Source organism: Bacillales bacterium (assembly GCA_035700025.1).
Classification (GTDB): domain Bacteria; phylum Bacillota; class Bacilli; order Bacillales; family DASSOY01; genus DASSOY01.
Genome location: DASSOY010000088.1, coordinates 14,784 through 27,878, shown reverse-complemented (window position 1 = coordinate 27,878; position 13,095 = coordinate 14,784). Strand labels below are relative to the sequence as shown.

General features: G+C 51.1%; 14 protein-coding genes. 8 read left to right on the top strand and 6 right to left on the bottom strand.

The genetic code is table 11. The annotated features are described in order from the left end of the window. Window positions 1-254: 254 nt before the first annotated feature. The 4 genes from VFK44_14885 to msrA are packed head-to-tail and all read left to right on the top strand — an operon-like array spanning window position 255 to window position 4,404. Complete coding sequence (locus VFK44_14885; GenBank protein HET7629656.1) at window positions 255-1,151, top strand: MBL fold metallo-hydrolase; 897 nt, start codon at window positions 255-257, stop codon at window positions 1,149-1,151. Window positions 1,152-1,169: 18 nt separating this feature from the next. Beyond that, window positions 1,170-2,252, top strand: a complete 1,083-nt coding sequence (locus VFK44_14880) for a nitronate monooxygenase (protein HET7629655.1) — start codon at window positions 1,170-1,172, stop codon at window positions 2,250-2,252. After that, window positions 2,249-3,421, top strand: a complete 1,173-nt coding sequence (locus VFK44_14875; protein HET7629654.1) for a PatB family C-S lyase — start codon at window positions 2,249-2,251, stop codon at window positions 3,419-3,421. Before VFK44_14880 ends, VFK44_14875 begins: the two co-directional genes overlap by 4 nt. A 5-nt stretch (window positions 3,422-3,426) precedes the next feature. Further along, window positions 3,427-4,404, top strand: coding sequence for a peptide-methionine (S)-S-oxide reductase MsrA (gene msrA, locus VFK44_14870; protein ID HET7629653.1), 978 nt, complete (start codon window positions 3,427-3,429; stop codon window positions 4,402-4,404). A 23-nt stretch (window positions 4,405-4,427) separates the two neighbouring features. On the opposite strand, the gene VFK44_14865 is transcribed toward msrA, so the two are convergent. The 5 genes from VFK44_14865 to VFK44_14845 all read right to left on the bottom strand — a co-directional run bounded on the left by VFK44_14865 (window position 4,428) and on the right by VFK44_14845 (window position 6,681). Continuing rightward, a complete protein-coding gene (locus VFK44_14865) occupies window positions 4,428-4,757 on the bottom strand; it encodes a hypothetical protein (protein ID HET7629652.1) in 330 nt (109 codons plus the stop codon). Window positions 4,758-4,835: 78 nt separating this feature from the next. Further along, window positions 4,836-5,789: a magnesium/cobalt transporter CorA gene (corA, locus tag VFK44_14860; GenBank protein ID HET7629651.1), complete on the bottom strand. Its 954-nt coding sequence runs from the start codon at window positions 5,787-5,789 to the stop codon at window positions 4,836-4,838. Window positions 5,790-5,828: 39 nt separating this feature from the next. Further along, entirely contained in the window at window positions 5,829-6,155 is a 327-nt protein-coding gene (locus VFK44_14855) for a cytochrome c (GenBank protein ID HET7629650.1), read from the bottom strand. A gap of 85 nt (window positions 6,156-6,240) precedes the next feature. Next, entirely contained in the window at window positions 6,241-6,408 is a 168-nt protein-coding gene (locus VFK44_14850) for a Fur-regulated basic protein FbpA (protein ID HET7629649.1), read from the bottom strand. Window positions 6,409-6,435: 27 nt separating this feature from the next. After that, window positions 6,436-6,681: a DUF2164 domain-containing protein gene (locus tag VFK44_14845; protein ID HET7629648.1), complete on the bottom strand. Its 246-nt coding sequence runs from the start codon at window positions 6,679-6,681 to the stop codon at window positions 6,436-6,438. A gap of 169 nt (window positions 6,682-6,850) precedes the next feature. Between VFK44_14845 and VFK44_14840 the strand changes: the two genes are divergently transcribed. After that, window positions 6,851-8,020, top strand: coding sequence for a site-2 protease family protein (locus tag VFK44_14840; GenBank protein ID HET7629647.1), 1,170 nt, complete (start codon window positions 6,851-6,853; stop codon window positions 8,018-8,020). A gap of 70 nt (window positions 8,021-8,090) precedes the next feature. Here VFK44_14840 and VFK44_14835 read toward each other — a convergent pair whose 3' ends face one another. After that, a complete protein-coding gene (locus VFK44_14835) occupies window positions 8,091-8,999 on the bottom strand; it encodes a DMT family transporter (GenBank protein ID HET7629646.1) in 909 nt (302 codons plus the stop codon). A 145-nt stretch (window positions 9,000-9,144) separates the two neighbouring features. On the opposite strand from VFK44_14835, the gene VFK44_14830 reads away from it, so the two are divergent. The 3 genes from VFK44_14830 to VFK44_14820 are packed head-to-tail and all read left to right on the top strand — an operon-like array spanning window position 9,145 to window position 13,085. Then, window positions 9,145-10,752, top strand: coding sequence for a spore germination protein (locus VFK44_14830; GenBank protein ID HET7629645.1), 1,608 nt, complete (start codon window positions 9,145-9,147; stop codon window positions 10,750-10,752). After that, window positions 10,745-11,932 carry an endospore germination permease gene (locus VFK44_14825; GenBank protein HET7629644.1) on the top strand — a complete coding sequence of 396 codons (1,188 nt, stop codon included), beginning with the start codon at window positions 10,745-10,747 and terminating at the stop codon, window positions 11,930-11,932. The genes VFK44_14830 and VFK44_14825 overlap by 8 nt, the downstream gene beginning before the upstream one ends. Beyond that, window positions 11,919-13,085: a Ger(x)C family spore germination protein gene (locus tag VFK44_14820; protein ID HET7629643.1), complete on the top strand. Its 1,167-nt coding sequence runs from the start codon at window positions 11,919-11,921 to the stop codon at window positions 13,083-13,085. The genes VFK44_14825 and VFK44_14820 overlap by 14 nt, the downstream gene beginning before the upstream one ends. Window positions 13,086-13,095 lie beyond the last annotated feature (10 nt).

Here is a 13,095-nt window from a genome sequence, read left to right as displayed (position 1 = left end):
TCGCTCCAAACGACATCGAAATCTGTGGATAACTCGTGTTCATCCCCTCATTCAGCTCAGCGGAACGGCTGAAATCGGCAAAAACGCACAAATGAGAGCGCGTTCGGCAACATCCGAACCGAAAATCGTGTCAGCGAGCAGTCGAATCGACGTCACCCGTGATCGTTTCCGGCGAAATTTTTTTGAAATCCTTTGCTTGCGTCTGCTGGTGGAGGCGTGTAAAATCTAGAATAACAACTTTGCGAGGATACGCGATGAATTTCAAGAAAATTTCGGACAATTGTTTTTACTTTCACGATGCCGTCAATATCGGTTATGTCAGAAACGGTAAGTACGGCTTATTGATTGATTCGGGGATCGATGCGTCAGCCGCGAAAAAGGTTTTGCGCGTCTTGAATGAACACGATCTGCCTTGCACGCATTTGTTTCTTACGCATGCTCATGCCGATCATTACGGCGGTGCCGCGCATTTGCAAAAGAAAATCGGAGTGTACACGTTGGCTCCATTTTTCGAGGAAGCGATCATGCGCTGCCCGAAACTGGAGCCGCTCTATTTATTCGAAGGTGTCAATCCGCCCGAAGCGATGCGCAATAAATTTTTGGAAGGCGCGCCGGTCCGCGTGGATCAAGTATGCGATGCCGGTACGTTAGAAGTCGCGGGGCTGCGGCTTGAACTCATAGACTTGCCCGGCCACAGCCACGCCCAGCTCGGCGTACTCGTCGACGACATCCTTTACGCCGCCGACGGTTATTTTTCCAAAGAAACGCTAATCAAACACCGCATTCCTTTTATGGTCGATGTCAGTGAGGGCATTCAGTCGTTGCAAAAGTTGCTCTCGGTTGACTGCAAGGGGGCTGTGCCGGGCCACGGCGGGTTCGAAGAATCTTTTTGCGATACTGTGCAGTTCAATCTTAACTTTCACAAGGCGATCGCCGATAAACTATTACAACACATCCGCAGCGAATCTGGAGGCATGAGCCACGAGCAAATCATTCGATCTGCTTGCTTGTCTCACGACGTGCGGGCAACCAGCGTATCTTCTTGGACGCTCTATCGAACAGCGGTGACCGCCTACTTGCTCTATTTAATCGATGAAGGACAACTTTCGATGGCTTTGAATGATTTTCAACTTTGGTTCACTGCCGAGTGAACGTAAAGGAGACGCACGATGTGGGAAACTAACCGCTTAAAGCGACTTGTACGTACAACTTATCCGCTCATCCAAGCTGGAATGGCCGGCGGTCCGACAACGCCGGAGCTCGTGGCCGCCGTTTCCGAGGCCGGCGGACTCGGCACGTTGGGCGCGGGTTACATGAAGCCGGAAGATTTGCGGAAGGACATTCGATCCGTCCGCAAGCTGACCGATCGCCCGTTCGCGGTCAACTTGTTCATTCCCGAGCCAATTGACGTCGACGAAGCGAAAATCGCGGCAAGCGCGGAGCGGTTGGCCGCTTATCGACAGAAGCTTGGAGTTACGGAGACAGAGGCTGGCGCGGTTCAAACGGACGGTCCGCCGTTTGAACAGCAGCTGGCCGTCCTTCTCGAAGAGCGTGTGCCGGTCTTCAGCTGCACGTTCGGCGTTCCGTCTGCAGAGACGGTCAGCCGACTGAAAGAAAACGGCACGGTCGTGATCGGAACGGCGACAACCGTCGCCGAGGCGATTGAGCTTGAGCGAGGCGGAGCGGATGCGATCGTCGCGCAAGGGAGCGAAGCAGGCGGGCACCGGGGCACGTTCGCGGCGCCGTACGGGGAGGCGATGGTCGGAACGATGGCACTCGTTCCGCAAATCGTCGACCGTGTAAGCGTGCCGGTAGCGGCCGCAGGCGGCATCATGGATGCGCGCACGGCTGCGGCGGCGTTCGTGCTCGGGGCGGAAGGCGTGCAGATGGGGACGGCTTTCCTCACGTGTGAGGAAAGCGGGACGCGAATGCCGCATCGCGCGGCATTGTTGAAGCGAGACGAGACAAGCACGGTTGTGACGAAGGCGTTTTCCGGGAAACCGGCGCGCGGCATCCGAAACGCGTTTATTGAAGAAATGGCGCCGTATGAGGATGATCTGCCTGCTTATCCGATTCAGAACAGCTTGACGAAAGGGATTCGTAAAGCGGCTGCGGAGCGGAATCTGCCGGATTATATGTCGCTGTGGGCGGGTCAAGGTTATACATTGAGCCGGGAAGGCACGGCGCAAGAGCTGGTGGAATCGGTTGTGAGCGGAGTTGAACGTATATTCAGGAACGGGAGTCGACGATGAGTTATTCATTTGACGAAGTGATTGATCGAAGAGGAACGAATTCGATCAAGTGGGAATATAACAAGGAAATTTTCGGAAGCGACGATGTTTTGCCTTTGTGGGTCGCTGACATGGACTTCGCTTGTCCGCCTGCGGTGAGTGAAGCGATCGCGGCGCGGGCAAAGCATCCGATTTACGGGTATCCGGGAAAGCCGAAAGCGATGCATCGGGCCGTGACCGGTTGGCTCGACCGCAGGTTCGGGGTGAAAGTGCGGCCGCAGCTGGTGAGTACGGTGCCTGGGGTGGTGACCGGAATTCATTTGGCGATCGACGCGTTCACGAAACCGGGCGACCACATTATCGTTCAGCCGCCGGTGTATCCGCCTTTCTTTAGTGCGGTGAAAAACCGAGGGCGGCACGTCGTCGAAAATCCGTTGAAAGAACAAGACGGCCGTTATGAAATGGATTTTGAGGATTTGATGAATAAAATTGACGCCCGTACACGGATGATCATTCTTTGCAGTCCGCACAACCCCGTCGGCCGGGTGTGGACGGCCGAAGAATTGCACAAACTAGCGGCGATTTGCATAAAACATGACATCTTTGTTGTCTCAGATGAAATTCATTCCGATCTTGTCTATGAGAAAGGCGCGCATACGCCGTTTTACTCGTTGTCGGAAGAAGCAGCCGCGCAGAGCCTCACGTTCATTTCGCCAAGCAAGACGTTCAATTTGGCCGGGCTGTTTTCTTCGATTGCGATCGCCGGCGACGAACGGATTCATCGTGAGTTTACGAATGCTGCAGCGAAATCAGGCTTTTTTCACATCAACTTGTTCGGGATCGAGGCGATGACGGCGGCTTACCGGGAAGGGGAGGCATGGTTGGAAGCGCTGCTCAAGTATTTGGATAAAAATGCGGAATTCGTGCATTCTTTTTTACAAGATCGGGTTCCCGGCGTTAAGATGGAGAAACCAGAAGGGACTTACCTCGGCTGGATGGATTTTCGCCAGTTCGGGATGAGTGACCCGGACTTGAAGAAATGGCTCGTCGAAAAGGCGAAAGTCGGCTTGAATGCGGGAGATCCATTCGGAAAAGCCGGGAAAGGGTTTCAACGTATCAATTTTGCGTGTCCGCGGTCGATATTGGAAGACGCCATGGAGAGAATAGAAAAAGCAAGGAATGGAGTGTGAGAGAGATGAGTGATAACCAGCAGTTGGCCACGTTCGCGGGAGGTTGTTTCTGGTGCATGGTCACCCCGTTCGACGAATTGCCCGGCATTCATCAGATTGTTTCCGGGTATACCGGCGGACATACCGAAAATCCGACGTATCAAGAAGTTTGCGCAGGCGGAACGGGTCATCGCGAGGCGGTGCAAATTACGTTTGATCCGGAAATATTCCCATATGAAAAATTGCTTGCGCTTTATTGGGCGCAAATCGATCCGACTGACGGCGGCGGCCAGTTCGCCGACCGTGGAGAAACGTATAAGACCGCGATTTTTTATCACAATGAAGAACAGAAAAGGCTTGCTGAAGCCTCGAAGCGGGAAGTCGAGCAAAGCGGCCGTTTCAACGAGCCGGTCGTCACGGAAATTTTGCCGGCGAAACCTTTTTACGAAGCGGAAGAATATCATCAAGATTATCATCGGAAAAACCCGTTTCATTACAAGCGTTATCGCGAAGCCTCGGGCCGCGATCCGTTTATTCGTGAAAACTGGTATGACCGTCCTTCCCGAGAGGAGTTAAAAAAAAAGCTCACTCCGCTTCAATATGAAGTGACGCAGCACAATGCGACGGAACCGCCTTTCGAAAACGAATACTGGAATCCTTCCCGCGAAGGCATCTATGTCGATGTCGTTTCGGGAGAACCGTTGTTCAGCTCGAAGGATCAATATGATTCCGGCTGCGGGTGGCCGAGCTTTACGAAACCGCTGCGGCTGCATTCGGTCGTCGAAGCCGAAGACTTGAGTCACGGAATGATTCGAACGGAAGTGAGAAGCAAACGGGCAGATTCTCACTTGGGCCACGTGTTTAACGACGGGCCGAAGGAGAAAGGCGGCATGCGCTATTGCATTAACTCTGCGGCGCTGCGGTTTATACCGAAAGAGGATTTGGAAAAGGAAGGCTATCCGGAATACAAGGTGTTGTTTGAGCAAGAACAAGTGAAGAAGTAAGGCAAACGAAAACCGGCTGAGGGTCAGCCGGTTTGTTTCTGTTCGATGATTTCCACGTCTTTTGGATGAAAGCCCGCAGCTTCGAGGGAATGGGCAATCCAAGAAGCTTTCATGACGCTCGAGTTGAACGTAACCGTTAATACGTGTTTCGAGCGATCGAAGCGCGTCTGTTTGATGCCGATAATGTTCGACAGAGCGGTGTGCAAGTTGACGCTGCACGTTTCACATGATGCGTCGATGCCTGAGAAGGCGGCGGTCACTTGTCCGCCTGTAACCTCGCGAGTGTTGAACAGTTGCGAAATCCCGAACACGACGACAACGAGCGCGAAAACCACAGCGATGTTTCGTACCATGAAAGTCGGCCTCCTTGCGGTGTTTTGAACCTATTATTTGCAAGAAGAAACAGACGTATACGTTAAAATTAAGCGATGCTACCGGTCAAACCAGCCTTTCCGTTTGAACCAAAAATACATGGTCACGCCGACGACAGCCATGACTCCGAGTATGAAAAAATAACCATAATGCCAAGTCAGCTCGGGCATGTATTGAAAGTTCATGCCGTAGATGCCGGCAATGAAAGTGAGCGGCATGAAAATGGTGGTGATGACGGTGAGCGTCATCATAACGGTGTTCATGCGGTTGGCGTTTAAGGACAAATAGCTGTCGCGGATGTCTGCAGTCATCTCGCGGTTCGCTTCGATCATCTCCGCCTGTTTCAGCAAATGGTCGTAAATGTCGGTGAAATAGGCGCGTCTTTCTTGGATGGCCGGCAATTTCTGCGATCCGAGCATGCGATATAACAAATCTCGCATCGGCACGATGGTATGGCGAAGTCTCAATAAATCGCTGCGGGTGGCAAACAATTGCTCCATCAACACTTTCATCGGCTCCGTTTTCGTGCGGCTCTCAATCTCGTTCAATTCGTCTTCAATTTGATAGACAGGGGCGAAATAACCGTCCACGAGGTGATCCATGATCAAGTGCGTAACATGATACGGACCGAAGCCGGACCATTCTTTTTTGTTTAAAATGTCCTGCCGCACTTCATGCAAATCCTTTTGCGCTTCGAAATGAAACGAAACGATAAAGCGGTCGCCGACAAACAAATCCACTTCCATCGGAGACAAGTCTTTCGGATCAAGGCCGTGCAGGATGATAAACGCATACCCGTCGTAAAAGTCGACTTTCGGCCGTTGCACGATATGCATGCAGTCTTCGACGGCGAGCGGGTGAAAGCGAAAAAAACGGCTCAACAGCCGGGTTTCTTCTTCGCTCGGCTCGTTGAAATCGACCCAGTACCAGGCGATATCCGGGTCGTTCAGCCTTTCGAGCGGGACTTGGTGAATCAACTGGTCTTCCTTTGTTACGGCTAAAGTCCGAATCATTGGATTCCCCCCATGAAAGAACCTGCCGCGTTCGGCAGGTTATTTTTTCGACGCGAGCCATTCGGCGACTTTGTCTGCTTTCTCGCCTGAAATGAGCCCGCCCGGCATTCCGCCGCCGCCGTTTTTAATTTGCGCGAGAATTTCTTCTTTCGACAACTTGCTTCCGATCGCTTTTAGGCTCGGCCCGATGCCGCCCTCAAGATTTTCTCCGTGACAGCTGGCGCAATTTTTTTCATAAATGGCCTTAGCGGCGCTTGACTCCGTTGCGGCTCCGCCGCCTTCATTCGCGTTGTCGTTGCCGCCTCCACAGGCGGTCAGCGTCAAAACGATTCCTGCTGCCGCGAGCAGGCTTGATTTTTTTATCATATAACGACCCTCCTGTCCTTTGCTGACCGAATCATTTCATGTGCGATTTTGCCCAACCTAAGTCTAACTTATTCGGCCGCTTCGGTTACGAAGGATTGCTTTCGGTTTGCAACACCGCGTATTCCTTTTCCAATTCGCTTAACGTCAATTCATATAATTGGCAATTGCCCGATTTGTAAATGCCCGCATCCAACAATCGTTGTATATAAGTTTGTTTCTTTCGCTCGACAGCTTTTCTTAGTTGTTGACTCATGAATCTTTCTCCTCTCTTGCATCCCATCTATTCCTCGACGGGGCGCCGCAAGCTCAACAGGTCTTCATCTACGGCGGTGATCCGTTCATTGACGACGGACCGGGCGTCTTTGATCGCTTGGTTGTAATAATAGGGCCCGATCTGTTCCGTAATGAAATCGAACCATTGCAAGGCGGCGAGCTCCCCGACGGTTTCGTTTCTTTCCTCGAGAAAGTAACGCTGAATTCGTTCGAGAATCATTCGTTTTTCTCGTTCGTGGAAGGTTACGTACATGTTCGGCTCCTTTTCCGGGATTGGATTTGCATAGTGAACTTACCCGGATTTTCTATGAATGAAACAGGTTTGATCGTAACATAGTTAATGATGGAAGTCTAAATGTTGAATCCGGTTTCAAATTCTTCTATCCTTTACGTAATGGTATAAGTTGAACAGGGGGATGCCCATGCCGCAACAACAAACGAAAAAGAATTCAGGAAGATTCCGAGCTGCGCTCGCGACGATCGGGTTGCTCATCTTGACGAAACTGAAATGGGTCATCGGCTTGTTGAAATTTACGAAATTTGCTTCGATGTTCATTTCGCTGGCGATTTCGCTCGGTACGTATGCCGTCTTCTTTGGCTGGAAATTCGCGGCCGTCTTGCTTTACTTAATGTTCGTTCACGAAATGGGGCACCTCGTTGCCGCGAAACAAAAAGGGATAGCCACTTCGCCGGCGATTTTCATTCCGTTTCTCGGTGCTGCAATCGCTATGAAGGAACGACCGAAAAACGCGGCTGACGAAGCTTATCTCGCCTACGGCGGTCCGTTGGCCGGCTTGCTCTCATTTTTGCCGGCGGTCCCTTTGTATGCCTGGACCCACGATTCGGTTTGGGGACTCATGATTTATCTCGGCGCGCTGCTGAATTTGTTTAACCTGCTTCCCGTTTCCCCGCTCGACGGCGGACGCATTGTCGGTGTGCTTTCTACGAAAATTTGGTTTCTCGGCTTGTTGGCGGTGGCTGCTTTGCTGTTTTGGCAACCAAGCGCAATCTTGATTCTTATTTTATTGTTTGGCTTTTTTACGTGGTGGAATCGTGCGCGGGAGAATTTCCAGGCGGAGCAAATCCGGTACATGCAACAGCGTCATCGCAATTATCTCGGCGAGTTGAGGCAAATGCTCGAAGAACTGTTCTTCATGCGTATCGACGAAGGTGGAATGCCGGATCCGGTCCTGAACAGCGACGTGCGGTTTTTCCATTTGCGCCAAGTGCGAATGAAAATCGGCGAACTCAAGGAGGAGCTTAAGGAACGCTCCGGATTCTTGATCCCGTTTTTGCAGGACGAAAAGAAACTGAAGCGAAAACGGCTGGAAATCGATTTGGAATACGAAAGGAAGAAGGAAGCGTTTCTCGACGGGATGTCGACGGAGTATGACGATTTGAAAGCGAAAATCGCCGAGGCGGAAGCCGCGATTCCGCGGATGGAGAAGGAACTTGAGCGGATGAAAACGTATTACCAAGCTCCCGCGTCGACGAAATGGAAGGTGCTCGTGCTTTATTTGGCCTTGGCGGCCGTCTTGTCATTCTTTTTCTTTTACGGCGAACGGATTGCTAGTGCTGTTTTAATGATGTAAAAGGCGCTGCGGCGGACTCTCACCGGTCCGCTGTTTTTTTTTATGGATTCGACCGGCAGCGGTTTCCCCTTCAAGCGCTTCGCGGTTGTTTCGCTTTCTTCCTTTTGTTGGGCGAGTTCTTTAGGAACACATAAATGCCGAGTAAGATGATCGAACCGCCGAGCCATTGAAACGAACGAATTTCTTCGCCGAGAATGAAATAAGCGAGAATCGTTGCCCCAACAGGTTCGCCAAGAATGCTCGTCGACACAACGGACGTGCTCACCCACTTGAGAATCCCATTGAAAATTGTATGACCCATCAAGGTCGGAAAGAGCGCGAGAGCGAGAAAGATCAGCCAGTCTTCTGTCGGATAGCCCGCCAGCGGACGAGCAAGTGCGAAATCATATAAAAATAACGTGACAGTGGCGATCCCGTAGACAAAATACGTGTAGGCCATGAGTGAAAGCCGCTGCCGGACATTTTGGCCGAACAAATAGTATACGGTGACCATGACGGCGGCGATGATCGCCAGTAAGTCCCCCCAAAGCGCCGATCCGCTCGAAGCGAAGTCTCCCCAACTGATCACAATGCTGCCCGCGATGGCCAGCAACGCTCCGATCACGGAGCGCAGCGTAAGCCGTTCTCCGAAAAAAATGAACGTACCGATGAATGCGAAAATCGGCTGCAAGGCAACAAGGACCACAGAACTCGCGACCGTTGTATATTCGAGCGAAGTGAACCAAAAGATGAAATGAAAGGCAAGAAAGACACCGGACGCGGTGCAAAACCAGGCATCACGCGCTCGGATGCGGCGAAATTCGGCGACACGGGAAGCCATGAACGGCGTCATAAGCAAGACGGTGAATGCCAACCGGTAGGTGGCGATGACGGATGCCGGCGCTGTCGACAATTTCACGAATATGGCGGAAGTCGAAACGGCGGTAACCCCGATGAATAGGGCTAAATAAGGATGAATCGGGGGACCTTGATTGTGCACGTGCATTTCCTCCTTGCCACATTAGAAAACTCAATACGATCATTTTACATGAAAGGAGCAGCCGGCAAAACTATGACGCATAATGAGACCGGTTTTTGAAAAAATATAACGAGAGCCGATTGTCGCACAGAAGGAAGGTGTCCTCATGCATAAATTCCGCAAGGGTATCAAATTGAAGGAATTTCGCAAACAGAAAATGCTCAAGGAAGCCGCCGACCGCAAGATCAACGCCATTGAGGATAAGATCGACGCCGATTTGGACGTGAATATTAAGTCGGTGCAAAAGATCCTTGGCAAAAATACGGGCGATCTCGTCATTCGTCGGTTCAACATCGGCGGAAAAGAAAATTTCGCCGCGGCGGCCGTTTTCATCGATGGTCTTGCTGATAAAGCGATCATTGACGAATACATCATCCAATCTCTTGAGCTCGACACTCGTTCGGAGGACCCGACGGAACCGGTCACACAACAAGATCTCGTCGAGTTATTGAAAAAGTACAGTTTGACGATCAACGAATTAAGCGAAACGAATGAGATGAGGAAAGCGATTCGGAGCGTGCTCAATGGGGATACCGCGATTTTCATCGACGGGAACGAGCAGGCGTTTGGAGCGAATACGAAAGGCTGGGAACATCGAACCGTTGATGAGCCTCGTTCCGAAGCCGTAGTTAGAGGGCCGAGAGAAGGATTTACGGAAACGTTGCGCGTAAACACCGCCCTTGTGCGTCTTCGTCTGAAAGATCCTGATTTGCGTGTGAAAAATTTCACCGTCGGCGAACGGACCAACACGAATATTGCCGTATTTTACATAGACGGGGTGTGCGAAGATAACCTCGTTAAACAAGTTGAGCGACGAATTAATAAAATTGAAATCGACGGAATCGTCGGCAGCGGTTACATTGAGCAGCTCATCGAAGACAATCACTGGTCGCCGTTTCCGACGATTCAAAATACGGAGCGGCCGGACAAAGTCGTCGGTAATTTATTGGAAGGCAGAGTGGCAATCTTGGTCGACGGCTCGCCCTTTTCCTTGATCGCCCCGGCGATTTTCTCGCAATTTTATCAAAGTCCCGAGGATTATTATGAACGGTTTTGGATCGGTTCCTTCGTTCGCCTCATTCGGCTCGTCAGTATTTTTCTCGCTTTGTTCGCGCCTTCGCTGTACATTGCTTTCACGTCGTTTCATCCGGAAATGATTCCGTCGGACCTTGCCATCGCGATTGCGGCCGGGCGGGCCACTGTACCTTTTCCGTCGATCGTGGAAGCATTGCTCATGGAAGTTTCTTTGGAAATTTTGCGAGAAGCGAGCGTGCGCTTGCCTGGCATCATCGGACCGACGATCGGTATCGTCGGTGCTCTTGTTATCGGTCAAGCCGCGGTGCAAGCGGGATTGGTCAGTCCGCTCATGGTTATCATCGTTTCGTTGACGGCCATCGCTTCGTTTGCGTCGCCGAGCTATGCGGCATCCATCACCATCCGGTTGCTGCGGTTTCCGATGATGATCGCCGCAGGCACCTTCGGTTTGTACGGGATGATGTTGTTTTTGCTTGGCATCTTGCTTCACGTTTGCACGTTGAAGTCGTTTGGCGTGCCTTACATTTCACCGGTATCACCGAGTCATTTCACCGACATGAAGGACTTTGTTTGGCGGGCTCCTTTGCAATGGATGCCGAAACGTCCGATCACGATCGGTCCCGACGACGAAAAGCGGATGGAACCGGACAAGTCAGGCGGTGGAAAAAACAATGGCTAATCGAAACGTGAACAGTCAGATCAGTCAAGAACCAAAAGAGGAAAGCACGAAGTTTGTCATTACTTCCCGCCAACAAATGGCGCTCATCACAAGCACGTTAATCGGCGCAGGGGTTTTGACGCTTCCCCGGCAAGCATCCGAGGAGGCGCATCAGGCGGCGTGGATCGCGACATTGCTCGGCGGATTGTTCGCCTTCCTTGTCACTTGGGCGATAACAAGGTTAGCCTTGCGTTTTCCAGGGAAAACGTTCGTCGAATACATCGGCGATTTGCTCGGTGTGAAAAAATCGGAGACGGTTGGTAAATACATCGGGCTGCCTATAACGCTGTTTTATATCGCGATTTGGCTGGCGATGGCTATAACAAGTACGCGACTGTTTGGGGAAACGATCGTTAGCGCGGTTTTAACGAATACGCCGATTCAAGTAATCATCGGCACCTTGCTGTTCACCGTTTTTTTTTACATGATGGTTGAAGTCGAAGTGGTCGCCCGTTTCAATGAATTGTTGCTGCCGTTGATCATCGTGCCGCTCGTGCTGATTGCTTTTTTGACGATGCAGAACATTCATCTGACGAACATGCTCCCATTGATTTCCGTAAACTGGCTGGCTTTTGTGAAGAGCGTCGGCACTCAGATTTTTGCTTATCAAGGTTTGTCGGTCATGCTGCTGTTCATGGCTTTCGTACAACGCGGAGACAATACGCGCGCGACTGCTGCCGGCATCGGACTGCCGGTGTTAAGTTACGTGATGATCGTTTTCGCCTCTGTCGGAGTGTTCGGATTTGAGGAGTTGCAGCATTTGACATGGCCGACCTTGGAATTGATCAAGTCAAGCGACATTCGCTTGTTTTTGCTGCAACGCGTTGAGTCGGGGTTTGTCGTCGTTTGGGTCGTTGCGGTTTTTACGACCGTCGGAAATTTATGTTACGGGGCTTGTTTTGCCGCCGCCCAATGCTTGCCTACGAAAAAAGAAGATAAGGCGCGCAAATGGATCGCCGTGTTCGTTCTTCCGATCGTGTTTATTGTTTCCTTGCTTCCGCAAAGCGTGTATGCTTTGTTCCGCTGGCTGTCGTTCATCGGGTATGTCGGTTTGATCGCGTTTGTGCTGCCGGTTGTGATGCTATTGTTGGCGGTTGTCAGAAAACAGGGGAAGGGCGGGAACTCTCATGAAAGCTCTTAAATTATCGCGAGTGCCGCTTGTTTTTGCTGCTTGTTTGCTGCTCCTTACCGGTTGCTGGGATCAACGGGAAATTGAAGATCGAACAGTAGTCGCGGCCATTGCAATGGATTACACGAAAAAGAAACAACTGCTCGTCTCTGTGCAAATCCCGATCCCTCTGCAGATTGCCGGCAGCGGCGGGCAAGGCGGGGGCGGCGGCGGAGGAGGCGGGGGGAGTTCGTTTCGCGTCATCAGTGCCTCCGGCCGATCGTTTAACGAAGCAGTGGAAAAGATACAGTTTCGCGTAAATCACGAACTGTTTTTCGGACAAACGTCCATCATCGCGTTCGGGGAGCGGGTAGCGCGCGGAGGGGTGCAAGATACGATCGATGCCTTGAGAAGAATGCCGCAATTTCGCCGCTTGATTTATCCAGTCGTTGTAGAGGAGGGAGCAGCGTCTGATTTGTTAAACGTCAATACCCAGTTGGAAAAAGTACCGGCGGATTTTATGACGACGATGATTCAAAACGGCATCGGCATGGGCATTTACCCAAATTTGACGCTCGGTCAATTTTACGTCGGTTTATCAAATACTTCCCGCCAACCGGCGATGCTTACAGTAGCACAGGCGAACGATGAAGGAATCAAAGTCACCGGACTTGCCGCTTTCAAAGGAGACCGAATGGTTGGAACCTTAAACAATGAGCAAATGTCCAACTATTTACGGTTATCGAAACGTGCCGGAGGAGGCACTTTCACTTTTTCGATCGAAGGGAGGAAACGTTTGGCCACCGTGCGCCCGGCTTTGGAACGAACAACCTATGATTTTAAGATGGAAGACGGCCGAGTGACCATCAAAATTGACGTAATCATGGATGCGATTCTTACCGAGTCGAACTTCCCGATCGATTTAGAAAATCCGGAGACGCAAAATCAGGTGACGGAAAGTATTGAAAGTCAACTTGAAAAAAAATCGATGCAAACGTTCCGCTTGCTGCAAAAGAATCAGACGGACATCTTGAACATCGGCGCATATGTGAGAGCTTATCATCCCGAGATTTGGAACCGCGTTGACTGGAACAATGCTTTCGCCCGGGCGAAAGTGGATATCGACTATCAGGTGAACTTAAGACGTTCCGGAATGGAATTGAAAAATTATAACACGAACAAATAAAGAGAGGGAT

Bases quoted from the DNA above. Each gene is read 5' to 3' on its own strand.
- VFK44_14885 (HET7629656.1), top strand. From the start codon at position 255: ATGAATTTCAAGAAAATTTCGGACAATTGTTTTTACTTTCACGATGCC.
- VFK44_14880 (HET7629655.1), top strand. From the start codon at position 1,170: ATGTGGGAAACTAACCGCTTAAAGCGACTTGTACGTACAACTTATCCG.
- VFK44_14875 (HET7629654.1), top strand. From the start codon at position 2,249: ATGAGTTATTCATTTGACGAAGTGATTGATCGAAGAGGAACGAATTCG.
- msrA (HET7629653.1), top strand. From the start codon at position 3,427: ATGAGTGATAACCAGCAGTTGGCCACGTTCGCGGGAGGTTGTTTCTGG.
- VFK44_14865 (HET7629652.1), bottom strand. From the start codon at position 4,757: ATGGTACGAAACATCGCTGTGGTTTTCGCGCTCGTTGTCGTCGTGTTC.
- corA (HET7629651.1), bottom strand. From the start codon at position 5,789: ATGATTCGGACTTTAGCCGTAACAAAGGAAGACCAGTTGATTCACCAA.
- VFK44_14855 (HET7629650.1), bottom strand. From the start codon at position 6,155: ATGATAAAAAAATCAAGCCTGCTCGCGGCAGCAGGAATCGTTTTGACG.
- VFK44_14850 (HET7629649.1), bottom strand. From the start codon at position 6,408: ATGAGTCAACAACTAAGAAAAGCTGTCGAGCGAAAGAAACAAACTTAT.
- VFK44_14845 (HET7629648.1), bottom strand. From the start codon at position 6,681: ATGTACGTAACCTTCCACGAACGAGAAAAACGAATGATTCTCGAACGA.
- VFK44_14840 (HET7629647.1), top strand. From the start codon at position 6,851: ATGCCGCAACAACAAACGAAAAAGAATTCAGGAAGATTCCGAGCTGCG.
- VFK44_14830 (HET7629645.1), top strand. From the start codon at position 9,145: ATGCATAAATTCCGCAAGGGTATCAAATTGAAGGAATTTCGCAAACAG.
- VFK44_14825 (HET7629644.1), top strand. From the start codon at position 10,745: ATGGCTAATCGAAACGTGAACAGTCAGATCAGTCAAGAACCAAAAGAG.
- VFK44_14820 (HET7629643.1), top strand. From the start codon at position 11,919: ATGAAAGCTCTTAAATTATCGCGAGTGCCGCTTGTTTTTGCTGCTTGT.